The sequence below is a fragment of the Agrobacterium salinitolerans genome (genome assembly GCF_027498475.1).
GTDB classification, from domain to species: Bacteria; Pseudomonadota; Alphaproteobacteria; order Rhizobiales; family Rhizobiaceae; genus Agrobacterium; species Agrobacterium salinitolerans.
On record NZ_JAPZLN010000011.1, the window covers coordinates 12,440 to 34,999 of the forward strand.

General features: G+C 57.9%; 22 protein-coding genes and 1 pseudogene. 9 read left to right on the plus strand and 14 right to left on the minus strand.

What is annotated here, in order from left to right; all coding sequences use genetic code 11:
- The first annotated feature begins 133 nt into the window (after nucleotides 1–133).
- Nucleotides 134–1,303, plus strand: a complete 1,170-nt coding sequence (gene metB, locus O9X91_RS23345) for a cystathionine gamma-synthase (RefSeq protein WP_109858670.1) — start codon at nucleotides 134–136, stop codon at nucleotides 1,301–1,303.
- A 152-nt stretch (nucleotides 1,304–1,455) separates the two neighbouring features.
- Here the strand turns inward: metB and O9X91_RS23350 are convergent, their stop codons facing one another.
- The gene (locus O9X91_RS23350) at nucleotides 1,456–1,806 is read right to left on the minus strand and encodes a MarR family winged helix-turn-helix transcriptional regulator (protein WP_109858680.1); all 351 of its coding nucleotides are present in this window, start codon (nucleotides 1,804–1,806) and stop codon (nucleotides 1,456–1,458) included.
- A 325-nt stretch (nucleotides 1,807–2,131) separates the two neighbouring features.
- Here O9X91_RS23350 and O9X91_RS23355 point away from each other — a divergent pair, with 325 nt between their 5' ends.
- Nucleotides 2,132–3,952, plus strand: coding sequence for a chloride channel protein (locus O9X91_RS23355; protein WP_278002356.1), 1,821 nt, complete (start codon nucleotides 2,132–2,134; stop codon nucleotides 3,950–3,952).
- A gap of 107 nt (nucleotides 3,953–4,059) precedes the next feature.
- On the opposite strand, the pseudogene O9X91_RS23360 reads toward O9X91_RS23355, so the two are convergent.
- Nucleotides 4,060–4,194, minus strand: a pseudogene (locus tag O9X91_RS23360) (DUF488 family protein); the annotation flags it as partial.
- 141 nt (nucleotides 4,195–4,335) lie between these two features.
- Here O9X91_RS23360 and O9X91_RS23365 point away from each other — a divergent pair.
- The gene (locus tag O9X91_RS23365) at nucleotides 4,336–4,551 is read left to right on the plus strand and encodes a hypervirulence associated TUDOR domain-containing protein (protein ID WP_109858672.1); all 216 of its coding nucleotides are present in this window, start codon (nucleotides 4,336–4,338) and stop codon (nucleotides 4,549–4,551) included.
- Between the two features lie 39 nt (nucleotides 4,552–4,590).
- Nucleotides 4,591–6,324 (plus strand): molybdopterin-dependent oxidoreductase, encoded by a 1,734-nt coding sequence (locus O9X91_RS23370; protein ID WP_109858673.1) that lies wholly within the window; start codon nucleotides 4,591–4,593, stop codon nucleotides 6,322–6,324.
- A 16-nt stretch (nucleotides 6,325–6,340) separates the two neighbouring features.
- Here the strand turns inward: O9X91_RS23370 and O9X91_RS23375 are convergent, their stop codons facing one another.
- Together O9X91_RS23375 and traA are read right to left on the minus strand one after the other, a co-directional pair.
- Entirely contained in the window at nucleotides 6,341–7,093 is a 753-nt protein-coding gene (locus O9X91_RS23375; RefSeq protein WP_109858674.1) for a DUF6118 family protein, read from the minus strand.
- A gap of 8 nt (nucleotides 7,094–7,101) precedes the next feature.
- On the minus strand, nucleotides 7,102–10,809 hold the full coding sequence (gene traA, locus O9X91_RS23380; RefSeq protein WP_109858675.1) for a Ti-type conjugative transfer relaxase TraA: 3,708 nt from the start codon (nucleotides 10,807–10,809) through the stop codon (nucleotides 7,102–7,104).
- 263 nt (nucleotides 10,810–11,072) lie between these two features.
- Here traA and O9X91_RS23385 point away from each other — a divergent pair, with 263 nt between their 5' ends.
- The 3 genes from O9X91_RS23385 to O9X91_RS23395 are packed head-to-tail and all read left to right on the plus strand — an operon-like array spanning nucleotide 11,073 to nucleotide 13,305.
- A complete protein-coding gene (locus O9X91_RS23385; RefSeq protein ID WP_109858641.1) occupies nucleotides 11,073–11,360 on the plus strand; it encodes a mobilization protein in 288 nt (95 codons plus the stop codon).
- Nucleotides 11,357–13,006, plus strand: coding sequence for a type IV secretory system conjugative DNA transfer family protein (locus O9X91_RS23390; protein WP_109858642.1), 1,650 nt, complete (start codon nucleotides 11,357–11,359; stop codon nucleotides 13,004–13,006). The genes O9X91_RS23385 and O9X91_RS23390 overlap by 4 nt, the downstream gene beginning before the upstream one ends.
- Before the next feature lie 8 nt (nucleotides 13,007–13,014).
- Complete coding sequence (locus tag O9X91_RS23395) at nucleotides 13,015–13,305, plus strand: hypothetical protein (RefSeq protein WP_109858643.1); 291 nt, start codon at nucleotides 13,015–13,017, stop codon at nucleotides 13,303–13,305.
- Between the two features lie 113 nt (nucleotides 13,306–13,418).
- Here the strand turns inward: O9X91_RS23395 and O9X91_RS23400 are convergent, their stop codons facing one another.
- The 9 genes from O9X91_RS23400 to O9X91_RS23440 all read right to left on the minus strand — a co-directional run bounded on the left by O9X91_RS23400 (nucleotide 13,419) and on the right by O9X91_RS23440 (nucleotide 19,711).
- Nucleotides 13,419–13,736, minus strand: coding sequence for a helix-turn-helix domain-containing protein (locus O9X91_RS23400; protein WP_109858644.1), 318 nt, complete (start codon nucleotides 13,734–13,736; stop codon nucleotides 13,419–13,421).
- Nucleotides 13,714–14,103, minus strand: coding sequence for a type II toxin-antitoxin system RelE/ParE family toxin (locus O9X91_RS23405; RefSeq protein ID WP_046802295.1), 390 nt, complete (start codon nucleotides 14,101–14,103; stop codon nucleotides 13,714–13,716). The genes O9X91_RS23400 and O9X91_RS23405 overlap by 23 nt, the downstream gene beginning before the upstream one ends.
- 50 nt (nucleotides 14,104–14,153) lie before the next feature.
- Nucleotides 14,154–14,480: a stability/partitioning determinant gene (locus O9X91_RS23410; protein WP_109858645.1), complete on the minus strand. Its 327-nt coding sequence runs from the start codon at nucleotides 14,478–14,480 to the stop codon at nucleotides 14,154–14,156.
- Complete coding sequence (locus O9X91_RS23415) at nucleotides 14,477–15,148, minus strand: ParA family protein (RefSeq protein ID WP_109858646.1); 672 nt, start codon at nucleotides 15,146–15,148, stop codon at nucleotides 14,477–14,479. Before O9X91_RS23415 ends, O9X91_RS23410 begins: the two co-directional genes overlap by 4 nt.
- Nucleotides 15,149–15,427: 279 nt before the next feature.
- On the minus strand, nucleotides 15,428–16,138 hold the full coding sequence (locus O9X91_RS23420) for a replication protein A (RefSeq protein WP_109858647.1): 711 nt from the start codon (nucleotides 16,136–16,138) through the stop codon (nucleotides 15,428–15,430).
- A 194-nt stretch (nucleotides 16,139–16,332) separates the two neighbouring features.
- Nucleotides 16,333–16,575, minus strand: coding sequence for a hypothetical protein (locus O9X91_RS23425; protein ID WP_142843673.1), 243 nt, complete (start codon nucleotides 16,573–16,575; stop codon nucleotides 16,333–16,335).
- Between the two features lie 237 nt (nucleotides 16,576–16,812).
- A complete protein-coding gene (locus O9X91_RS23430) occupies nucleotides 16,813–18,876 on the minus strand; it encodes a ParB/RepB/Spo0J family partition protein (protein ID WP_244614307.1) in 2,064 nt (687 codons plus the stop codon).
- Nucleotides 18,877–18,932: 56 nt separating this feature from the next.
- Nucleotides 18,933–19,508: a hypothetical protein gene (locus O9X91_RS23435; RefSeq protein WP_109858648.1), complete on the minus strand. Its 576-nt coding sequence runs from the start codon at nucleotides 19,506–19,508 to the stop codon at nucleotides 18,933–18,935.
- The gene (locus O9X91_RS23440; protein ID WP_109858649.1) at nucleotides 19,505–19,711 is read right to left on the minus strand and encodes a hypothetical protein; all 207 of its coding nucleotides are present in this window, start codon (nucleotides 19,709–19,711) and stop codon (nucleotides 19,505–19,507) included. Before O9X91_RS23440 ends, O9X91_RS23435 begins: the two co-directional genes overlap by 4 nt.
- 459 nt (nucleotides 19,712–20,170) lie before the next feature.
- Here O9X91_RS23440 and O9X91_RS23445 point away from each other — a divergent pair, with 459 nt between their 5' ends.
- Complete coding sequence (locus O9X91_RS23445; RefSeq protein WP_109858650.1) at nucleotides 20,171–20,887, plus strand: hypothetical protein; 717 nt, start codon at nucleotides 20,171–20,173, stop codon at nucleotides 20,885–20,887.
- 31 nt (nucleotides 20,888–20,918) lie between these two features.
- Nucleotides 20,919–22,118, plus strand: a complete 1,200-nt coding sequence (locus O9X91_RS23450; RefSeq protein ID WP_142914246.1) for an XRE family transcriptional regulator — start codon at nucleotides 20,919–20,921, stop codon at nucleotides 22,116–22,118.
- A 238-nt stretch (nucleotides 22,119–22,356) separates the two neighbouring features.
- Here O9X91_RS23450 and O9X91_RS23455 read toward each other — a convergent pair.
- On the minus strand, nucleotides 22,357–22,560 hold a 204-nt coding region (locus O9X91_RS23455), incomplete at its 5' end, for a hypothetical protein (protein ID WP_269834411.1).

Genomic DNA, 22,560 nt, shown 5'->3' on the forward strand with positions numbered 1-22,560 from the left:
AATATCGTTATTTGGAGATTTTCAGTGGCTGGGTCTCTCATGAACACAGTCAGGCTTCCCACTGAGGCAGGCAGAAGTTTCGGACCCATTCTTGGCACCGACATCAAAAAAATACGGATTGGATGGTTTGCAGATGACAGATATCAGAACGATCGCAGCATCGAACGGCATTGCTGACGACAACGCTTTCGGTGCTGTGACGGCTCCCATCTACCTATCCAGCAACTTCGCGTTTCAAAAATTCGAACACGCGCAAGCGTACGAATACTCCCGCACCTCCAACCCGACGCGGGACCTGCTCGCCGACACACTAGCAAAGCTTGAGGGCGGAGCGGGAGCCGTGGTGACATCATCGGGAATGGCGGCCGTGAATCTCATTCTCAGTCTTTTAAAACCCGGCGATCGCGTCATTGCGCCACACGACTGTTACGGCGGAACATACCGACTGCTCCGGGCTCTGTGCGACCGGGGCCATTTCGAAGTAGAGTTCGTCGATCAGCAGGACACGGCCATGTTTGATGCAGCCCTGCAACGGCGTGTTTCACTGGTGATGGTTGAAACACCGAGCAATCCGCTCATGCGGGTGGTCGATATCAAAGCGATTGCGGAGCGCGCCAAGTCCGCCAACGCCCGTCTTGTCGTTGACAACACCTTCCTGTCGCCTGCGCTGCAACAGCCCATTGCGCTGGGAGCCGATTTCGTCGTTCATTCGACAACAAAGTATCTGAATGGTCACTCCGACGTCGTTGGCGGCGCTGTAATTGCGGCCAATTCCCGCGATGTAGAAGAACTTAAAGCCTGGGCAAACCTCATCGGCGTCACAGGTTCGCCCTTTGATTCCTACCTGACCCTACGTGGCATCAGAACCCTCTTCCCGCGGATCGAACAACAGCAAAAGACCGCCGCTGCAGTGGCGGCATTTCTCGATCGGCGGCCTGAGGTCCGGGTGGTCCACTACCCCGGACTGGACACCCATCCCGGCAGGGAGCTCGCGTTGCGCCAGCAAAAAGGTTTCGGTGCCATGCTGAGTTTTGAACTGGAGGGAGGCTTGGAGGCGGTGCGCAGCTTCGTCACTGCATTAAGAGTCTTCACTCTCGCCGAGTCGCTCGGCGGCGTGGAAAGTCTGATCGCCCATCCAACGACCATGACCCACGCCGGAATGGGTGAGGAAGCCCGTCTGGCTGCAGGGATCAATGACAGCCTGCTGCGGGTTTCGATTGGCCTGGAAGCCGAGCAGGACTTGATATCTGATCTTGCGTCCAGTCTGGCCGCCACCGAAACCAGCTCTCGAAAACAAACCTGAATTTGAAAAGTAATTGTTCGGCGCTTCTGACAATCAGAAAGTGCGTTGGCGACAGATCGAATTTCCACCTCACCAGCATTCTGCCACGTGCTGCCCATCCCCAAAATTTGCTCGGTGCACCGTTGGGTTTCCGTACCACGCCCATTGAAACCTCATTTAAAGTCGTTTTGCAGACGCTGAAGGATCGTTATGAGTTCGGGGGCCATGTCGCGCACTTCCTTGAGATGAGCTGCACTTAACCGCAGCAGCACCGCGTCGGCCTGTTCGGTTAATTCCAATGTCTGTCGTCGCTTGTCCGTGGGGTCGGAATTTCGGGTCACCAGACCGGCGGCGCTCAGGCGACCTACAAGCTCAGTTGCCGAGTGCGGCGCAATCAGTAGCCGGCTCGCCAGCACTCCAATCGTCATAGGGTCATCTAAAGTATGTCCCTTGATTGCAAGCAATGCCTGGTGCTGCTGGCCTGGGAGGCCTTCGTCCTGGGCAGCGCATGTGCTGAAGTTCATAAACTTTCGCAGTGTGAAACGCAGGTTGGCGAGTGCCTCATAGTCACTATCGCTCAGGGTATCTTTATTCACTTCTCACCATCTCTCCGTTTCGTTGAACTCATCCGGCACCCTCTATGCCGTCCCATGATCTGCTCTAGTCCGTCCCGGGTGAAGGCTCGGACACCAATGGCTTCCGGCGACAAGGTTTCCCATCCTTTTTTAGTCATGACGACGAAAATCCCAGCTCGACAAAATCATTGATTTATATCGTATCACGATATATCGGCACATCGATGAGACAATGTAACCGCGCTGAAGTGCAGCCGGCCCCGGAGAATTCGCGTTGATAAACCCTGAAACAAGACCGCCGCATCGCCAACATGATTTCACAGGTGGACTTGCCCGGCGGGAAGCCGGTGACTTCACAACGGACAAGCGCGTTCTTCTGTTGATCGGCATGGCGATCATCGTCGGTACAGGAGGAGCGTTGGCTGCGTGGGTGCTCGTCAATCTGATCGCACTTGTGACAAACATCGTCTGGTTCGGGCACTTCAACACCGAGCCATCATCCCTGGCAAATGCCCCACGGTCGCTCTGGATGGTGGCAACGCCTGCGGTCGGTGGGCTGATCATCGGTTTGATGGCGCGCTTTGGTTCCGAGAAGATCCGCGGTCACGGTATTCCCGAAGCGATAGAGGCCATCCTGATCGGAGGCAGCCGCATGTCGCCCAAAGTTGCGCTGCTAAAGCCGCTCTCCTCAGCGATTTCGATCGGAACTGGCGGACCGTTCGGCGCTGAGGGCCCAATCATCATGACAGGTGGCGCTATCGGTTCTTTATTTGCCCAATTCTTCCATATGAGTGCGGCTGAACGTAAGACGCTACTGGTCGCTGGTGCCGCAGCCGGCATGACGGCAATTTTCGGCTCGCCTATTGCCGCTTTGATGCTCGCGGTTGAATTGCTGTTGTTTGAATGGAAACCGCGAAGCTTCATTCCGGTGGCCGTCGCGGCATGCGTCGCAATCTGCTGGCGGCCATTCCTTTTTGATCCAGGTCCACTTTTTCCAACGAATTTCCAGGCCCATCTTCCCTGGTGGGGCATATTCCTGTGTGCGGCGATGGGCATCATTTCGGGCCTTCAGTCCGGCGTGTTGACGACGCTGCTCTACAAGATCGAGGATGCCTTCGAAAAACTTCCAATTCATTGGATGTGGTGGCCAGCTATCGGCGGCTTGATCGTTGGATTGGGTGGCCTCCTGGAACCGCGTGCGCTTGGCGTCGGCTACGACATCATCTCAGATCTTCTCTCCAACCATATCGCTGCGAAGGCCGTCCTTGCTATCCTTCTTGTCAAGGCAACAATCTGGCTGGTCGCGTTGTCATCTGGAACTTCCGGTGGTGTCCTTGCACCACTTCTCATTCTGGGTGGCGCTCTCGGCTGGCTGGTTGGCCTTGTCTTTCCCGGAGATCCAGGTTTTTGGGCGCTCCTCGGTATGGCAGCGATGATGGGTGGGACCATGCGGGCGCCTTTGACCGGGACATTCTTCGCGGTCGAGATTACGGGAGACATCAGCGCTCTCGTGCCCTTGCTTGCTGCCACGGTCACCGCCTATGCCGTAACCGTTCTTCTGCTTCGTCGCTCGATTCTTACCGAAAAGATTGCTCGCCGCGGCCAGCACATCACGCGCGAATATGGGATCGACCCTTTTGAATTCACACGCGCTGCTGACATCATGGTTCGTAAGGTCGATACCTTGCCTGCCTCCATGACCATCGGAGCAGCCTGCAACTTCCTCTCCTCCGAGGAGAAAACGCATCGGATCTATCCGGTCGTCGAAGCTGACGGGGCATTGGTCGGCGTCGTGTCTCGGGCCGATGCACTTCGCTGGCAGGGAGACAAGGAGCTTGCGGATCAAACTCTGGCAGACCGGGTTTCCGACGGGTCAATTCCAGTGGGCCACACCGATGATACGGTTGCCTTCATCGCAGACCTTATGCTCGCCGCGGAAACTGGTCGTATTCCGATCGTCGATCTGGCTTCTGGCAAGCTAGTGGGCCTGATCGCGCGTAAAGATCTGTTGCGTCTGAGAAGCGCGCTTCAATCCTCGGAACTGGAGCGCCGTCCTTATTTTGGATCCGTGCCGCCGGCGCAGAATCCCACTTAGGATTTCGGCCGGTGTTGAAATCTTGGCTGATTGGAGATTTTTCCGCTGCGCTGTTTCGAGCAAGGAAGCTCACATCCGGCAGTGACGACGGTATTGCTCTGTCGACGATTAGTGCGCGAACGCGGCATCGTTCTCACATCAACGACGAAATCAACGCGGGACTCTCGGAGCAGATCGACGAATTCGGCAATCGTCATTGTGGAGTGGCCGATGGTGAAAAAGGTATTCGTATCAACCTCCATGAATGGAATGCTCCTCCGCACGAACAGCAGCAATCCCAGAAACTAGGCGTTTTCATCGCAAATCAAAAGCGCGCTGTTTGCAATGAGCGCTGTCTTAAGTCAGGCTTTCGGCGCATGGTGGAGGCCACAAGAGGAACAGAAATGGCGAGAAAGTTCGAGATCGGCGATCAGGTAAGCTGGAATTCGGAAGCCGGCCATGTCAGCGGGACCATCATTCGCGTACATACCGCCGAGTTCAAGATCAAAGAGCATACTCGCCATGCGAGTGTAGAAAAGCCGCAGTATGAGATCAAGAGCAGCGAAACCGAGCACATCGCTTTCCACAAAGGATCGGCGCTCACCCTATTACGCGACTGACGCTGCGCCGGGCGCGATCGAAACGAAAGCGACGGTCTGATGCCTGAGGAAATTCCACCGACGTCACCAGAGCCACTACGCGCCAGTCTCAGTAATGCAGACGATCGCATTCGTCTCGATCACTGGATGCCACCGCAACAAGGAATTTTTCCACGAATACGGCTGGGAAGCCGATGGATCAATACGCTGTGGGCGCTCCCCATCGGCGCTGCGGCGCTGCTCTGCCTGATCGCACTGTCGCAGAGCCTGCGTGAACTTCCAGGCGTGGTCGCCTTTATTCAGCGCCATCCAGGCATTGCACAATCGGAGCCATCGGTGGATTCAGGCTTCCCATGGTGGCTGCAACTCCAGCATTTCCTGAACATGTTTTTCATGTTGTTCATCATGCGGTCAGGTCTTCAGGTCCTGGCAGATCATCCGCGGCTCTATTGGGGACGTGACTGCACACCGGGGAGCGATTGGTTCCGGTTTCAGGTGCCTGTGCCGAAGGGCCGTATCTGGACCGCAAAAGACGATTCCGTCACCCTGCCGACGTGGCTCGGCATTCCTGGCCTGCGCCATACACTCGGGCTTTCGCGTTGGTGGCACTTTTCGGTCAACCTCCTATGGTTGATCAACGGCATCGCGTTTTACGCCCTGCTGTTTTCCACTGACCAGTGGCGTAGGCTCATCCCCCTGACCTGGGAGGTCGTTCCAGCAACGCTTTCAACAGCGATCCAATATGCGTCGCTAAATTTCCCGGTCGATGAAGGCTGGACCCGCTACAATGGCCTGCAGCAACTCAGCTACTTCGTGACGGTGTTCATAGCGGCGCCCGTCTCAATCGTCACCGGCTTGATGCAAAGCCCGGCAATCTCCAATGCTCTCGGATGGTTCGGTAGAGTATTCAATCGTCAAGCAATGCGGTCGGTCCATTTCATATCATTTGCGTGGTTCGTTGGCTTCATTCTGGCGCACGGTGCGATGGTTCTCGTCACCGGCATCCGCCAGAACACCAATCACATGTTCGGCGGTGTCAACGACGCCTCTTGGACGGGATTTCCCTTGTTTCTGCTCGCCATGGCCATTCTGGTCGCGGCGTGGCTCATCGTCTCACCTTTCACAATTCGTTATGCGCGTCTCGTGCAGCGCGCGGGGGCATTCATGATCGGCTGGCTGATGGGGCTGGCCGAAGGCTGGGATGCGCGTTCGCAGCTCACAAAAAAGGACATTTCTCCCTACTTCTGGCCAAATGGCACGATGCCAAACTCGAAGGAATTCGAAGATCTGGTGACCGAAAACTTCGAGAGTTACAGGCTTCGGATCAGCGGTCTCGTCGACGCACCACAAGAACTCTCCCTGGCCGATCTCAAGGCTATGGCAAAGCAGGAGCAGATCACCACGCATTTCTGTATCCAGGGATGGTCAGGCGTAGCAGAATGGGGCGGTGTTCCCATGCGTCACATTCTCGACCTGGTAAAGCCTATGCCTCACGCGCGATACGTGGTCTTTTATTCACTGGCGGACGGCGCCGACGGTGGGCGTTATTACGATGTCCACAGCATTGAGAACATGCGTCATGAATTGACGATCCTTGCGTATGAGATGAATAGCCAGCCTGTCAGCGTCCTGCACGGCGCACCACTGCGCTTGCGTTGCGAGAACGAGTTGGGCTTTAAAATGGTGAAATGGATCGCCGCGATCGAATTCGTAAACGATTTCGCCGATCTCGGCGCTGGCCAGGGCGGCTACAACGAGGACCACGAATTCTACGGCTACCGGATGCCGATCTGATCGCCTTTAGAAGAATCTACTTTTCAGGCGCTGCCACGGTGATCGTGCATTTCTGATCCTTACCAGCCTTGGCTGCGGCCTCACGGCATGCCGCCACCTCGGTCTTGTTCGTCTCGACGAGCTGATCAGCCGACAATACCCGGTACCAGCTCTCCGGACTGTCGAATGCCATAAGGTCCATGCCAGCGCGCCATGGCGATTTCGCCATGATAAAGCTGGCAACGCGCGGCGCGGCAGAGAACGGCAACAGGCTCGGCAGAAAAAGGGTCGCGAGAATGCCGGCGAAGCCACTGGCTAAACTGATAACCCAAAGCCAATGGTTTTGTCTCCGTCGCTCGCGGGCGCTTGCCATTTGTCCCGCCATCTCGCGCGCCACCCGCTGGAAATCCCTGCTCTCGTTATGGAACTGCTGAGCTGCCTTCTTCACCAAGCTCTCACCGCTGCGCTCAATCGCGCGCGCATGATGCTCAGGACCGTTTTTCAGAAGAGGGGACTTTTCGACCGCGTGTAGACGCTCTGCGACCTGCGCAAAACTTTGGACGAGCTGCGCAAGATCGGCGCTATAGTCGATCGGTTGCTGAAGCTTCTCCTGGCCATCCAGCGCGGCTTCCACGCCCTTGCGGATCGTTGTCATTTCGTGGACCAGATCGCCGGCCAGATCCTCGACAGTCTGGCGCAGCTCCTCAAACGCCTGCGCCGGATCGCTGCCCTCGTCCTCCTGGTTGTCGATAATACCCCGCTCGAGTAGCTCTTTATCGTCATCCGTCATGCATGCTCCTATCGTTCAAGCCCTTGGCTGCGCCCACGCGAAATTTGCTGTTCCATTGCGCGAGCGACGTTCTGTTCCTGTCTGACATGGCTGATGCCGATTTCCTTGGACCGGCTGCGAACGATGGATTCCACCTGTGGATCCCGCTCGATCACGTCGGCGACCTTCCTCATCTGTCCCTCGACCTTGCCGCGCGCCTCGTCATGCTGCCAGCCCTGAAGGTTCTGGCGCTCGGCCTGTAGCTTCTGCCATGTGTTGATGAGCCGATCGGCCCTGACGTTCGGATCGGCTTGCAAAGCCCGCTCCCGGTCCATGCCTGCCACAAGCTGGCCAACGCGCTCCCGGCCGGAGAGCTGGTGCATGGCCTGTTCGGTCTGTGGATCGTTCCGCATGGCAGAAACCATCAGGTTAGGCGATCCTGGCCGCTGCTGATCGAGCTGTTGACCGGCCTGCTGCAATTCCGATTTCTGACCCTCCAAAACCGGCAAGCCTTCGCGGTCCATTTTTGCAGCCGCACTCCATGCACGAGCGAAACGATCAACAGACTGCTCGAACCCGGACATTGGCCGCAAGCGGTCCGATTGGCGCTCCTGATCCTGTTTTTCTGGTACGGGCGATATCCGCAGGCTTCCGTCCTTCGACCGCTGTTGCGAAAGCGAGAGAGAGCCGCGCTCGCCAGCGCGGAGCTTCAGCCCATCGAACATGCCGCGCCGCTGCGTCTCGACCTTCTGTGGCGGTTCCTGACCCTTTTCGGATCTGGCCGGCGTCTGAGATTTGTCGCCCGCTGCCCCGCGCGAAAGTTTCAGACCATCGAAGGCGCTGCGTCGCTTTGCCTGCTGGCGGTTGTCGCTACGATCAGAGCCGGGATCCTCGCGACCGCGAACAGGACCGACCTGCAATCGAAGTCGCTCGTCATGAACGCCTGTTTCGACTGCATCCCGGTCCTGTTGCTCCCGTGCGGGATGGGCCGCAGGGGAGCGTTGATCCTGCCGCTGCATTGCAGCACGATCAACCTCGATTTCGCTGCGAATGCCGATTTGCTCGGCGATGCCTCGCCGCCCGGCGAAGTCCTTGGTGTAGTCGAGTGTGGTTTCCTTGACCCCGGAGCGGCCGAGCCGATCTCCCAGCGCCTTGAAGGCCAGTTCGTCGGCGCCATGCACTTTCCATGAATTTCGCTCGGCTGTCTTGCCGTTCGGAAGTTGCACGGTTTCAGATCCGGCATGTCCAAGCCCGATCTTCGCGCCGATCTCCTGAGCCGCGTCCTTCATCGCCCGTTCGAGATCCACGCCCCAAGTCGTGTGCCTCTGACCCTTGTCGTTTTCCAGCGTCACGAAATAGCTGTCGCGGTTGGCAGCCCTGTGCTCGTACGGCGCAACGCCATGTTCCACGAGCTTGCCTGCCTTGCGATCGTTGAACTCGTCTTTCGCCACATAAAGCTGCACGCCGTCGCGATGACGGGTCATGGCGACATAGGTCAGATGCCGGTCCATGGTCTGCGATGCCATCACGAGGGCGCGATCAACCGTCGCTCCTTGGGTCTTGTGAATGGTGGTCGCATAGCCATGGTCAAAGGACTGGTAAGTTTTCGTGGGTATGGTGACAATGCGGTCATTGTTCCGACCGCGACCAGCACCACCATCGAGCTGAACTTGTATTGCGTCCGGCTCGACGGTCTGCACTGTTCCCAACATCCCGTTCTTGACGCCAAGATCACGATCGTTCTCCAGAAACACGAGACGGTCGCCAGGCGCAAAAGCACGGCGGCCGTCATTGGTCTGGAACGAGACCTCGCCACCTTCCTCGCCGCGTCCCAGCCGTTGGCTGTCCTGCAGGGCCGATCGGATATCGGCATTGATGGCGCGAACATCAGCACGACGATGGGCCATGGCGACACGGGTGCCATCCGGACGCTGTTCGCGGTCGGCAAGATAGTCCCGCACGATCTCGCCACGCGCGCCCTCGCCCGTTTCGCTGAACCGGATATCGCCACTCTGCCGATAGGCGGCCAAGCCGTCGGCGGTTTTATGGGTGGCGAACGAAACCGACGCCTCTCGCTGCCAGTCCACGCGCTGGCGGCGGATTTCGGAAAGTTCGGCATGGCCGATCTGCTCGGCGATGGCGCGGAACGGCGCGCCGGCTCCGATCGCCTGCAGCTGCTCGTGATCGCCAACGAGAACGATTTTCGCACCGGACTTTTCGGCTTCACCGACGAACCGGGCAAGCTGGCGGCTTCCGACCATGCCCGCCTCGTCGATGACGAAGACGTCGCCGCGGCCGAGCTGGTGACGATCGTTCTGCCAGCCCATTTCCCATGATGCCAAGGTGCGAGACGCGATACCGGAAGACTCCTCCAGACCCTCGGCCGCCTTGCCTGACAAAGCCGCGCCATGAACCTGATAGCCCTGCGCCTCCCAAGCCTCGCGAGCGGCCGCCAGCATGGTGGATTTTCCAGCGCCGGCATAACCAACCACGGCGGCGATCCGCTCCGGCCCGGTGATATGTTCGATCGCCGCCCGCTGCTCATCGGAAAGCCGCGCCGCGCCGATGCGCCGATCGCGCTCGCCACTGTCCAGTTCGCCCCGCTCGACCTTGCCAGCGGTGTCGCTCGAAACGCTCGACCGAATAGCAGCATCTTGGCGGCCGATTGCCCGTTCTACCAGCCGGCGATCGACGCCATGGTTTTGCGCCTGGTGCAGTCGCTCGGCGGAATTCGCCATGCTGGATTCGAGATCCACCATCTCGCGCGTCGAATAGCGCGCAAGCTCGATCTCACCTGTCGTCGCATCCGCACGTTCTGCCTGAAGCTCGACCAGTGCCGGTGACGACATTACGGTGGCGAAGGCATTCTGGAACGCCTGTGCATCGTCGTTGATGTAGCGATGCAAGGTGCGCGCGATATCGTGCCGATCAAACACGCTCTTTTCGCCGGTGATGATTGCCAAAACCTGTTCCGGCTTCTCCCGGATCAGGTCGGCGTTGCGCTTCGCCGCATCCTCATCCAGCCGTGCCCGCGAGACGTCAAGACCGCGCCGCTCCATCTGCGTCGCATGAACGCCAGCATGTTCGGTCGGCTCAATCTCCAGTCCGCGCTCGGCATGACTACGATGATCGACGCGAATATCGAGACCGGCACGTGCAAGATGTGAATTGGTCATCTGCTCGAAGGATTGTCTGATATCGCGAAGCTGCATATGCGAGGTCGGCAAGTCGTTTTTCAGGAGCCACTTGTTCTCCCGCTCAATGAAGGTTTTCTCGCCCAGCCCCTCCTCGTTCACCTGCCGCGTCGTCATCAAAAGATGTGCGTGGTGGTTTCTAACGTCGCTCGCATCATGCGGCCGGTGGATGGCGAAATCCACCCCCGCGCCGTAGCGGTTCGCCAGGTCCTGGGCGAACTCCCGCGTCAGCTCCAGGCGCTGCTCGGCCGTCAGCTCATGCGGCAATGCGATTTCAAATTCACGGGCGACACGCGCGTCTTTCCGGCTTTCGGCGAATTCCGCCGCATTCCAAAGCTTCTCGCGGCTCTTCGCCCATTCCGCGCTAACGCCATCAGGAAGCACGATTTCCGCATGCTCCACACCCTCCTTGCGGGTGAAGTCATGCGTGATGCCATCGCGTTCGTTCGTCAGGCGCTCGCCGGCACGATAGGCCGCCGAGGCAACGGCGCTTCTGCCGCTGGCCCGCGTTACCGGCTTCATGCTTGCGTGATAGATCGCCAAACGCCGTCTGTCCTTTCCCGATCTACGATCGGCGCATCTGAGTTGCGCAGCAACTCGTAAGTGCGCCCTTCGCAATTCGCTCGCTACGCTCTTGAATGCCTCGGTGTGGCGCTCGCGGAACCGTCGAGATTGAATCTGATCGTGCATTTGCAGCATACGTCGGGGAAAAATTCAATCAGAAGAACGTGAATTGCGATCCGTAAGCTGGAAAAACACACGCTATGAGATAGGATCGATCAAGTTGATACGGAGGGATTGACGATATGGCCCGAAAGTCTATTGAAGAACGCCTTGCCCAGCTGGAGGCGCAAAAGAAGACGCTCAAAGCCAGGCTCGGCAAAGAAGAACGCGCTAAGGATACACGCCGCAAAGTTCTACTCGGCGCGCTCGTTATGCATCGCCTCGAAACCGGCAAGGATGAGTTTTCGCGTGGTTTGAGCGACTGGCTACGCCGTGAGCTGCCAGGGTTTCTGACGCGCGACAATGACAAGGAGATTTTTCACGATCTCCTGAAACCAAAGGCGGCAGGTGGCAGTGAGGCCAGCTCATGAACCAGGCGACACTTGCATGGGCTGCCTTCAAGAACATGATGCGAAAGGCGGCAAGCGATCCGGTATGGGCTGTCATCAATATCGTCATATCGCCTTTCCGGGCAGTGGTTTATTTTTACCGTGTTGGGCTCGTCTTTCTCGTCATCGCCCTCATCCTCGCTGCGATCCCGTTCGCCATTCCCGAAGCCTGGTTCGTGTCGCGATGGATCGCCAACATAGTCGTGGCGATCGTCATTCTCATCTTCGCCTTCCGGCTTCTCACCAATCCGATGATTGAGCACTTCGGCAATTTGGACGGCGATACTCACGGCACGGCTCGCTTCGCTACCAACAAGGAGGTCGCACCCCTCACCCGCACCGGCTCGGGCCTGCTGATCGGCCGCGACAGCAAAACCGGGAAGCTGCTACGCTATGATGGACCGGCCCATCTGCTGACGATGGCGCCGACGCGCACTGGCAAGGGTGTCGGAACCATCATCCCGAATCTCCTGACCGCCGACCGCTCGGTGATCTGCATCGACCCCAAGGGCGAGAATGCCAGGATTGCCGGTCGTGCCCGTCGTCAGTTCGGTCCGGTCTACGTCCTCGATCCCTTCGGCGCTACAGCCGAACCGATCGCCGCATTCAATCCGCTTGAAGGACTCGACCCCAATGGCCTCGATGTCGCGGAAGATGCAAGCACCCTCGCCGACGCTCTTGTCTTCGACGAACCGGGCATGACTGGCGAGGCGCATTGGAACGAAGAAGCCAAGGCGCTCATCTCGGGCATGATCCTCCATATCGTCGCGCAGGAACCCTCTAGCCGCCGTTCTCTCGTTACCCTGCGTGAAAACCTTACCCTGGCCCCTGAAGCCTTCACAGGGCTCCTCAAGGAAATGCAGGAATCCACGGCAGCCAGCGGCCTCGTCGCACGCGCGGCCAACCGCCACCTCGGCAAATCCGATCGCGAGGCGGCCGGCGTTCTGTCGGCGGCGCAGCGCCATACCCATTTTCTCGATAGCCCGCGCATGGCCCGTATGCTCAGCCGGTCGGATTTCCGGTTTGCCGATCTCAAGAGCCGCACCGCAACGGTCTTCCTCGTGCTGCCGCCCGATAGGCTTTCGACCTATTCGCGCTGGCTGCGTCTGCTTGTCACCCAAAGCCTGCTCGAAATGGCTCGTTCGCCAGGCAAGCCGGCGATTCCGGTACTCTATCTCCTCGACGAGTTCGCGTCCCTCGGTCACCTGGCGCCCGTCGAACGTGCCATGGGCCTGATGGCCGGTTACGGGGTGCAGCTGTGGCCGATCCTGCAAGACGTTCATCAGCTACGCGCCACCTACGGGCAGCGTGCAGGTACCTTCCTGTCGAATGCCGGCGTCCTGCAGGTCTTCGGCGTCAATGACCACGAAAGTGCCCGTCTCGTCTCCGACATGCTCGGGCAATCCACCGTCGTCTTCGAAAGCATGGGCCGCGCTCTCGATTCCGATAAGACGGGGATCTCCTACGGCGAACAGCATGTGGGCCGCCCGTTGCTGACACCCGACGAGGTCCGCAACCTGCCACAACACGCCGAACTGCTGTTCCTCGCTGGGCAGCGGCCGATCGTCGCCGGCAAACTCGCCTATTACAGCGATCAGGAATTCAAGGGAGCGTTCGACCGTGTCTGACACGTCAAGTGGCAGTGTCCATCTCGCCACATGAAAAGCTTGGTCGGATTGCCGATAGCTCGGTTCCAGACAGTGAGCGCGTGACCCGCCTCGCGCGGCTGAGCACCTGCATTGCAGACGCTGGAATCATCGCTGCACTTCAACAAGTGATCGCATCCCCTGCCCTGTTCGAACTCACTGATGCTGAGATTGCCTACAAGCTGCAAAACATCAAAAGAGCGACGTCGATCCCCGACGATGCCATTCAGACCTTGCACACCCTGGAAATCGCATTGGGGAGATTAACGCCCGAAGAATGAAAATCGTCCCGGCGCTGACACACCGGGGCATTGTCACTGGCGGCCCTCCGGCTCTCTACCGCCCAAATGAAAGAGCGTTCGCCTCCGGGCCGGACGCGACTATCGTCGCGCAATCAGGCGATCGCCTGTAATCCCTTGTTCCGTATAACAGTCAGCAAACGCAGAGCAGGACCGCTTGGCCTTTTAACGCCGCGTTCCCAATCTGACACCAGCCCCTTGCTAACGTTGAGATATCGGGCAAACACCGGCTGAGAAATGTTCTCGCGCTCACGGATAGTGCGAATTTCCTCCGGGGTCAGCGGCTCCACGGTTGTCAGGCACCCTTCATCAAATTCACGCATCGTCTGTTTGTCGATCGCGCCGGACTCGTAGAATCCCTCCATCATTTCATGGACGGCTGCCAGTGCCTCACTCTTGTAAGTCTTTGTCATCGCATTTCACCTCTAGCATTCGACCCGCATCGACTTCCGCTTTCATTTGCGCGTCTGTAAATCCCAAGACGAGTTTCGCGGCCTTTTTCATGTAAGCTTCATCCCCAGCATCGAGATTGGCCATATCACTCTTCGCAAACCCGAATGCAAAGACCGCTCTCGTTTGCGCTCGAAAGAAAACCAGTGTCCGGAATCCGCCAGACTTCCCAGCGCCGGGCCGAGCAACGCGCTGCTTAATAAGGCCAGCCCCTAGATCGGCATCAATCTGGCCGCGCTCGGCGCGCGCAACAGCCTCACAAAGCATCGCGTCAGAGATTTTCTCTTTCCGGGCAAACTTCTGAAACCAACCGTTTTTAAAAACTCTCACGAGATATCCTACACCTTAAATATAACACCAAGCGTTACACTTCAAGAGCGTCACTTCGCATCATTCCTAAGAGCAGCGACTGCGCGCTCGATGGTCTCAGCCAACGTGATCTCATGCTGATCCGCATAGTTGTAAATCGCCTCGATCGTCTCTGCCCGAAGGCGTGTAGCGAATTGTTCTGTACGTCCTGTTTTTCGACGTGTTCTGCGAGTGGCTCGAATGGGAGCTGCTGTTTCGGAAGCGGAAGCCTTGGGCGTTTCTCGGAAGCCTGCAGCTCTGGTGGCAGCCTTCACAGCATCACTGTCGACAGGCGGCGCTGGCGTATCGTTTAGATTTCCGAAGTCGAGGGTCGCTCGCTTCTTGTCTTCGCTACTCATGCACCCTCTCCTTTCAAAACGTTGATAACTGCCTGAGCAAATTCTCGACCATTTTCTTTGGCGCTCTCCAATCCCGACACATCGGATCGTTCCAGATCGTGAAGAATTCCGCCAAGAGAAAACAACGCCCGGTACGCGGCACGATCAATCAGAGTTGCAGGTAAAACTGGTATGGCCGCGTCGGAAAACTGCCGGTCGATATCTCGTGCGGTCCGCTCGCGAATAGCTGGCGGGACTCGCGTGAAGAAAACCCTGTAAGGAATCTCCCGATTGGCAACCTTCCGCATCTGGTGAACCAGCTTCACGGACTTAGCGGCCTCTGACGCGTCAAGAACAGAGCTTTGGAGCGGAATTAAAACGAGATCCGAACGGGCAATCGCAAAACCAATTCGGTCGGTGGCGGTTCCTTCCAGATCAACAATGACAAAATCGGCGTTTGCCCGGGCTTCCTCGATCGTATCGATGATGGTTTCGGCGGAATCGTCAATCATAAGCTGCAGTGTTTCCGGCGCCCCCTTCAGGCGGGCCCAGGCTTCAAGCGGGCGGTTGGGGTCGGCGTCGATCAGAACCACCTTGCGACCGGCGGCAGCGAATTCGCCGGCAAGTACGACAGCAGATGTTGTTTTCCCGACTCCGCCTTTGCTCGACACGAATGAAATGACTGGCATGAAGCATCTCCAAAACTGCTAATCAGCAGAAAGCTAGCAGATGTGTATTTACAAACAATTTACATGCAGCTTGCTATCTGCCAATAAAAAGCTAGCAGCTTACAAGCTGCTAAATTGTTTTGCCCCGCTTTTCTTCCCCACCTTTTCAAAAACCATAGGACATCTACAGCACGTGCGATGGTGCGTTTTTAGGATGCTGATGTTGCCGTGCCGACCCGCACGTAACGCGGGTCGGAACCGCCGCAGGGCCTCGTGAGAGGCCCGGACAGCGGCGTCCGCTTATTTTCGTCTATTAGTTATAGAACCAGATAGGGATTCAGTCTGTCTGGCGGACTCACGTAGATTGATTGCCTTTCCAAGGCGCGCTAGCGCCTGCCCCAAGGGGTTGTCGCCAACATCGAATAGTGTTCTCGAAACGATGTCGAGCGATGCCCGATGCGCCTCGATACCCGAGGCACGTTCCGCCTCGGCCTGAACATGATCGTCAGGAAGGGGAGGGGCCACGCCCCAACGTCCAAGAATCTGCCGCGCCCGATCGGGTAGGGACATTCGATAGGCGTTACTGGTTTGCTGGACCTGCGGGCCGCGTCCCTCGTTGCCTGTCGGCTGATAGCGCCGCAGCCAGTCGAGGAAACCATGGGCGCGCAAGTTCTTCAGCGCCCGCACGATCGCGTCACGTGATCGCCTGAGCTTCAGCATGAGCGTGTCGATCGACGGTTCCAACCGGCCGGTGCGGAAATCAACGAGATTGGCAAATAGCTCCAGCAACTCGATCGCCACGCCCCCCAAGGGGCCATTGCGAGCACCAGGTTGCCGGCCTGCCAGTTCATAGCGCCGCGCCGCCAGCACGATAGTACGCACGTCCTGCCGGTTTGTCCGCCGCCAGAATACGCCTTCGCATCGTCCGCGCGCACGACTCTGCCGCCGAACAGGTGTGCGTTCCCGTTCGGCCGGCGCTCCTGCGAGCACCGTCCCAATCTGTTCAAACATGGTCTTTTCCGCCTCCTTTTTCAGGCGGGCATGACTGTGGACAGCGGACAAAGATTCACCGTTCCTACAAAGGGTACCCCTTGCAGGTTCGTGAACGCTCGACTATGTTGGGACTAGAAATTGGAAGGCCCCAAAAGCCGACGTCGTAACTGACCGAAAACCCCTAGCCGTTACCAGCGGCGAGGGGTTTTTCGTTATGCCCTCATTTCATTTTCAACAAACGCCTTTAAAGCTAATTCAAACACTTGAGCCCGCGAAGCCAGCCCGCGTTCTGCCTTGATCTTATCAAGACAGTCCACCAGATCCGCAGGGAGATCGGTGTTGACATAGATACGCCCCGCTTCACGCAAACGCTGGCGATGGGCTGCCACTTTTTCTCTGACTGGTTTCGCTGTGCTCATCGTTACAAGAAACTGCGATTCGGACTGATTCTGCAAGGTGCAAATCTGCAGTGGCAGATTTTACGGGTAACTCTCGTTGCAAGCGAAGGGTGGGTGGAGAGATTGAGAGGCAGGGCGCGGGCGCCTCTCAACTGGTTTAGGGCGGGTCGATCCCGACCGGAACCAGCTCGGCGTCAAATGAATCTATTATGAAACAGATTATAAGCTGCTATCTTTTTATAAGCAAAACCCCGGCGCGAAAACGGCGCCGGGTGCGGCCAAGTCCGAACCATGTTATTCGTCGGCGCTCGTCAACGGCGCAGCTTCTTCGCCTTCCTGCGCGTCCTCGATGGGCGAGCGCAGCGGGCCGGGAAGCCATGTTTTTCCGGCAAGGGCTTTTTCCGCCAGCTCCACGGCTTCGGCCTTCGGAGCCTTGCCCGCCGCCTTGATGGCACTTTTCGCGCAACCTGCGTCTTCCATCACCTCGGCAATCTGCGCCTTGGACAACCGGGAGAGAAACGGCGCCTTCGGCTTCCAATGCTGATGCATGTCAAGTTTCAGGGCTGCGGCCAGTTGATCGGCATGGGTCAGCCGCTCGCGGTCATGATCGTGCTTGGCCTCGACTGCGTTGATATTGGCGGCGGTGACGACCGCCAGCAGTTCGAGAAGATCGTGCAATGGCTGTTCCAGTAGCCATTCCCAAAGATCGCCCGGATTGCCGGGGAGCTTGTATCCCCATGTTTCGTGGATGCGGGTCCATTCGTTAAGCGCATCGCAAGCGTCCGTTTCCTTGATCGAAGGGGCGAGGTCTTTCAACTGCCCGCCGATCTCGATGGCGGAGCCGATCCGCCAATAGCCGTTCCCGATCAGGAAGGTTTTCAGGACGAGCGGATAGAGCATGACGGCAAGCGCCAGTTCGGGCCGCTGAGTAAGTTCATTGCGCATGGCGGCGGTGCGGATCGCCGTCAGTTCCTTGATTAGCGCGGCGGAATAGGCCATGGGCTGTTCGTCGGCTTCGTCGCCGCCATGCTTTGCACCTGTAAAAACGGCAGGGATGGTTCCAGCGCTTACGCTTTCATCATCCTGACCGGCATCACCGTTTGCGGTGTCCGGATTGCGCAAGGCGCGCAGCGCGGCCAGATCGTCGGGCTGAACAAGCCCCTGCTCGATATGCATGGTGCCATCGTGGGCAATGGTGACGATGCAACCGGCCAGCGCCTTTTCCTCGGTGTCGTAGACCTTTCCCGCGCTCTTAATATCCTCGATGCGCTGTTCGATCCGGGCAAGCTCGGCCTCATCGGCATCAATGGCCGAATCGCTCTCGGCATAGTCCTCGATCCGGCACGCGATCTCATCGAACTGTTCGGCAAGGCTGGCAAGCTCGGTCTGCTCGGCTTCGGTCGAAACATGGCTGATAGGGAAGATACGGGCGAAACCGCCATTATGGATGGCCGATGTTCCAAGGCTGGTGTCCACCCATTTCCACCCCTTGATTTTCAGGGGTTCTGCTTTCTGTTCGAGCGCCTCTTTTGCCAACTTTGTCAGCAAGGCTCGATCCGTCAGGAAGGTGTTATCGGCCTCGGCAAACAGATCACGCGCGATCGTGCCGCCCGCCGCCTCGTAAGCCTCGGTCCCAACGAACAGGGCAAGTTTGTCAGTGCTACGGACATGATCGCGGGTCAGCACGGCACGAAGCGAATGAGGATCACGATTCCATGACTGTGTGTCGAACCATGCCCGATCTTGCGCGGCATGATCGTCGCTGATCGCCAACGCTCTGGCCTGATCGAGATGCATCCCATCCTCGCGCAAAACCCCCAGAATTTTAGGGGAGAGATTGGCGAGCTTGAGCCTCTGGCGCACGGTCACAACCGACTGGCCGAAACGGGCGGCGATGGTGTCCGCGATCATCCCCTCTTCGATCAGCTGACGATAGGCCATGATCTCATCGACGATATGCATGGCTTCGCGCTGCGTGTTCTCCGCAAGGGAAACCTCCGTGTCGTTGGCCTCGCCGCTGCGCAGATTGCAAGGAATGACAGCGCTTTTGTCGATCTTGCCCTGTGCGACGAGGTGGAGCAGGGCAGCAAAGCGCCGCGATCCCGCAACCACCTCGTATTTATTGCCCCTAGCGGTCTTCCTGATCGTCAGGTTCTGGATCAGGCCATGCGCCTCGATGCTGGCGGCAAGTTCCGGGATGGTCATGGCGGCATTGCGCTTGCGCACGTTTTTCGAACTGGCGACCAGCTTGGAAAGCGGAATCTGCTGCGTGTCATGCATGAGGGAGGTAACCGGGGCCGCTGCGGCGACCTCGATGGCGATGGTTTCGGCAGTTTCGGGCATGGTGATAACGTTCATGGGATAAGTCCTCATGTTGGTGTGATCGGAAAATATCAGTGGGGGAGGGGCGGCCGTCAGGCGTAGCCGGTCCAGTTGATCGGGCGACCGTCCCAAAGGAAGGCGGTTCGCACATTGTCGATGCGCACAGATTTGGAGCGCCCGTTAACGCGGCGGCGCAGGGGCTGGCCGGTGAAGGCGTCGAGATGGGGAACCACCTTGCCGGTCATCCACGGTTCATCACCCTTGTCGGCGGAGATCTGTCCGACCTCGCGGACCTCGACCATGTGCGCGCCGATGATGGCGGTCACCTGATAGAAATTGATGTTGGTCTGGTCGTAGCCCCATGAGGCATAAAGGACATGGCCGGTCTCGAAACCGTGCGGCTTCTTGCGCTCGTCACGCCGTTCCTGCTTCCATTCCGACCAGCGCCGCCGCCCCTCGAAATGTTCGCGGATTTTACGCTCGCGGGCTTCGGTGCTGGTAAAGCTATGGTGCCAGTCGGGCTTTGCAGCCTTGCCGTGGAAGGCCATGGCGGCGGGTCGCCCCTTATGGCTGGTGAAGATGTAGACAATGCCGTCGCTGGCCTTGTCGGCGATCTTCACGGAACCGCTCGGGATGTAGAATTCGCGTGAGGGGGCAAAGCGCATCATTCGGCGTCCTCCCACTCGTCGGCATAGAGGGCGGCCGAGCCGATCCCGGCGACGTGACGGGCGCATGTACCGCCGCAAATGCCGTCTTCGTAGGCCGGAAAATACCGGTCATAGGCGGCATCGAAATCCGGCAAGTCGCCGTTGAGCCGCGCCAGCTCCCCCGCGAAGCTGAAAAACCATTCCTCGAAAGTAGGTTCGCACATTCCCTTGTCCTTTCCTTTTTGGACTGCGAAGCAGGACCTCGTCCTGCTTCCCGGGGCCGCGCGAGCGGTGGGTTGGAGGGGGAAAATAGCCTTCGCGGGGAACCAGCTGCACGAACGCAGCGCAAGCGCAGTGGAGGAAGCTGGGCGGAAGGCTATTTTGGGGGCGAGAAGGGCAAGGCCCTCGGTTCCCCCACCAGGCAAACGAACTCGCGCAATCGCGCGTCATCTCCCGGCAAGGATGCCGGATGCACGAAGGATCGTCACCGCTCGTCGGCGGAAACCCGAACCGGGGTTTCGTGGAGCTGCGGCACAGCCGCGGCGGAATAGAGCCTGGTCACGGAGAGACGTGCCCATGAGTTTTCCGGTGATGATAGGTTGAGGATCATTATACCCACTTGCTCTTTACGCAATTTTTTAATATGTAAATCCTGTATTTTGCAATTCGACGCGGAGCGCACTGTGGAGCACTATATCAAAAGACGGTTCCCGCCGGCCTTGTTCAAGAATCTCTTCCTCGATCTGGAAGACCGGTTGAGCGCTTGCGCACTCAAGGCCTTTACGATGGTACGCGACCACGCAGGCCTCGACCCCAAGCCAAGCCGAGAACTGGAGGGGCATGCCCGCTTTCGCATGATGGAGAAGGCGTTTCGGGAAACCTGTGAACTTCACGGTGGCAAGCTGCTCGAAAACGGCATCATCCCACTAACCGATTTGAAGATCTTCCAGCCTTTCATGCGGTTTGAGGTAAACGGGCAGGGGATCATCTTCGGTCTTGCAGCCATGCCGGAGCCGAAAGCGCTGCCTGTGAAGAACGTGTCGCGCAAGGCTGGCGTAACGCTCAACTACTACCTCTCCCCGCGCCTCGACCTTGACGGAACAGGGCCCAAGATCGGCGACATTTTTGTGCTGTTCCTTGTCGCTCGTGACCGTGGGCGGGGCGGAAAGATCAGCGAATTCGCCATCGGTGTAATCGATGCGGCCTACGAGCAATATCTTTTCTACGAGCCGCTCGACGAATACCTTGAAGGTTATGCCGATGAGCCGGTAATCGCTCCGGTACCGTCTTCTGGTACTGGTGCGAAGAAACCGATCATCAGCTTGAAGAAGACGATCAAACCGTTTGTACCACCAGAGCAGCCTGATGGCGGCAATGACAACGACAGAGATACGAAGTGACCCGTGCTGATAAAGCCGGGGAAGGAAATGCATGCGTGTAGGAACTCCGGGGTTCGTCCCTGAAAGATTGATCGAGGCGAGAGCAGCACGAAGAATTCTAAGCAAGAAGGCATTGGCCACCCTGATCAGCGTCAACCCCAGCACCGTCACCCGCTGGGAGGACGGGACCAGCGCCCCTGATGCCGATGCCTTAGCCGAGTTGGCAGCTCACCTTCACGTTCGCAGAGAGTTTTTTCTTAGACCGGTCGCCAACAGCGACCGGCCTCTCTTTTACCGCACCTTGGCATCGACCTTGGTGAAAGATCTGAACTACCAGGAATCCCAGATGCACTGGCTGCAGGAAATCAGCAGCATCGTGGAGCATTATGTGGATTTCCCGGAGGTCGATATTCCGGACGTATTGCAGGGTGCGTCCTATAAGCAGCTCCGCGACGAGGACATCGAGCAGATTGCCTCTGACCTGCGCACCCATTGGAGCGTTGGTGATGGCCCGTGCATTGATATGATGCCGCTGCTCGAGCGCGTCGGATGCATTGTCGGCTCCATTGAGATGGGGACTTCAAAGCTGGATGGCCTGTGCAGCTGGGCTCAAGGAGGCAATCGGCCGCATATTTTGCTGTCGACGGACAAGATGTCGTTCCCGCGCCGGCAGATGGATGCCGCGCACGAACTCGGTCATGCGATCCTGCATCGCCACGTTACCGAGGAAGAGCTGAAAAAGGATCTCAAGGAGATCGAGCGCCAGGCGTTTCGATTTGCGAGCGCGTTCCTAATGCCCGCAACAACATATTCCTATGAGGTAAAGAGCGCGTCGCTTGCGTCTCTGCTGTCCCTGAAGGAGCGCTGGCGGGTTTCGGTAAAAGGGCAGATCCGGCGCCTTTCGGATCTGGATATCATTCCCGCAGACCATGCGACATCACTTTATAAGCTGTATTCGGCCAAGGGATGGAGCCGGGAAGAGCCTCTGGATAAGAACTGGCCGATCTCGGAGCCGACGGTTCTTGCCAACGCCCTGCAGCTGATCGTCGACTCTGCCGTGCGCAGCAAATCCGACCTCCTGAGCGTAGAGTTCACCATGAAGGCTGGCGACATAGAAAACCTTACCGCCTTGCCGCCAGGATGGTTCTCAAGAAATGCGGAAGTCATAGGGCTGAAGCTGCGTGAAACCGTGACAGATCGCACCACAGGTGAAGCATCAACGATTTTGCCGTTCCCATCGCGGAAGGGATAGGTTTGCGCCACATAAGGCACAATCATAGAGAATTGCCTGTCAGCGTGGGTGGCTATGAACTGTAGAAAGCACTAAAATGAAACTGCAAGATTTTCTCAGCCTTGAAGATGGCGGCTATATTTCCCCTGACCAGGCTGCCGCTCTAAATCGCGACTTATCAGCGAAGACATTATCCGACATTGCCCCCGACGATCGTCAAAATGTGCTGGATTATCTTTTGAGGGCAATGGAGGTAAATTCAGTCGATCATAATATTCGCGGAAAAATTGACGCTCTCATCAGCGACCTGCAGAGCTGAAATCCTGCCGGAAGGCGCCCCCTCGACGGCGGCGTCAATCCTTTGAAAGGCAGGCTTTATACCGATTTCCATGATATCAAGCAGACCGTAATCATTTGTGCGTTGCGCCTCGTCTTGGAACCAGGTTAGCCAGTCTATGACGCC

Coding starts and splice junctions, on each gene's coding strand:
- O9X91_RS23400 (WP_109858644.1), bottom strand. CDS start 13,736: ATGACAAAGACTTACAAGAGTGAGGCACTGGCAGCCGTCCATGAAATG.
- O9X91_RS23385 (WP_109858641.1), top strand. CDS start 11,073: ATGGCCCGAAAGTCTATTGAAGAACGCCTTGCCCAGCTGGAGGCGCAA.
- O9X91_RS23420 (WP_109858647.1), bottom strand. CDS start 16,138: ATGTTTGAACAGATTGGGACGGTGCTCGCAGGAGCGCCGGCCGAACGG.
- O9X91_RS23350 (WP_109858680.1), bottom strand. CDS start 1,806: ATGAACTTCAGCACATGCGCTGCCCAGGACGAAGGCCTCCCAGGCCAG.
- O9X91_RS23365 (WP_109858672.1), top strand. CDS start 4,336: ATGGCGAGAAAGTTCGAGATCGGCGATCAGGTAAGCTGGAATTCGGAA.
- O9X91_RS23375 (WP_109858674.1), bottom strand. CDS start 7,093: ATGACGGATGACGATAAAGAGCTACTCGAGCGGGGTATTATCGACAAC.
- O9X91_RS23440 (WP_109858649.1), bottom strand. CDS start 19,711: ATGTGCGAACCTACTTTCGAGGAATGGTTTTTCAGCTTCGCGGGGGAG.
- O9X91_RS23370 (WP_109858673.1), top strand. CDS start 4,591: ATGCCTGAGGAAATTCCACCGACGTCACCAGAGCCACTACGCGCCAGT.
- O9X91_RS23435 (WP_109858648.1), bottom strand. CDS start 19,508: ATGATGCGCTTTGCCCCCTCACGCGAATTCTACATCCCGAGCGGTTCC.
- O9X91_RS23430 (WP_244614307.1), bottom strand. CDS start 18,876: ATGAACGTTATCACCATGCCCGAAACTGCCGAAACCATCGCCATCGAG.
- O9X91_RS23390 (WP_109858642.1), top strand. CDS start 11,357: ATGAACCAGGCGACACTTGCATGGGCTGCCTTCAAGAACATGATGCGA.
- metB (WP_109858670.1), top strand. CDS start 134: ATGACAGATATCAGAACGATCGCAGCATCGAACGGCATTGCTGACGAC.
- O9X91_RS23415 (WP_109858646.1), bottom strand. CDS start 15,148: ATGCCAGTCATTTCATTCGTGTCGAGCAAAGGCGGAGTCGGGAAAACA.
- O9X91_RS23410 (WP_109858645.1), bottom strand. CDS start 14,480: ATGAGTAGCGAAGACAAGAAGCGAGCGACCCTCGACTTCGGAAATCTA.
- O9X91_RS23450 (WP_142914246.1), top strand. CDS start 20,919: ATGCGTGTAGGAACTCCGGGGTTCGTCCCTGAAAGATTGATCGAGGCG.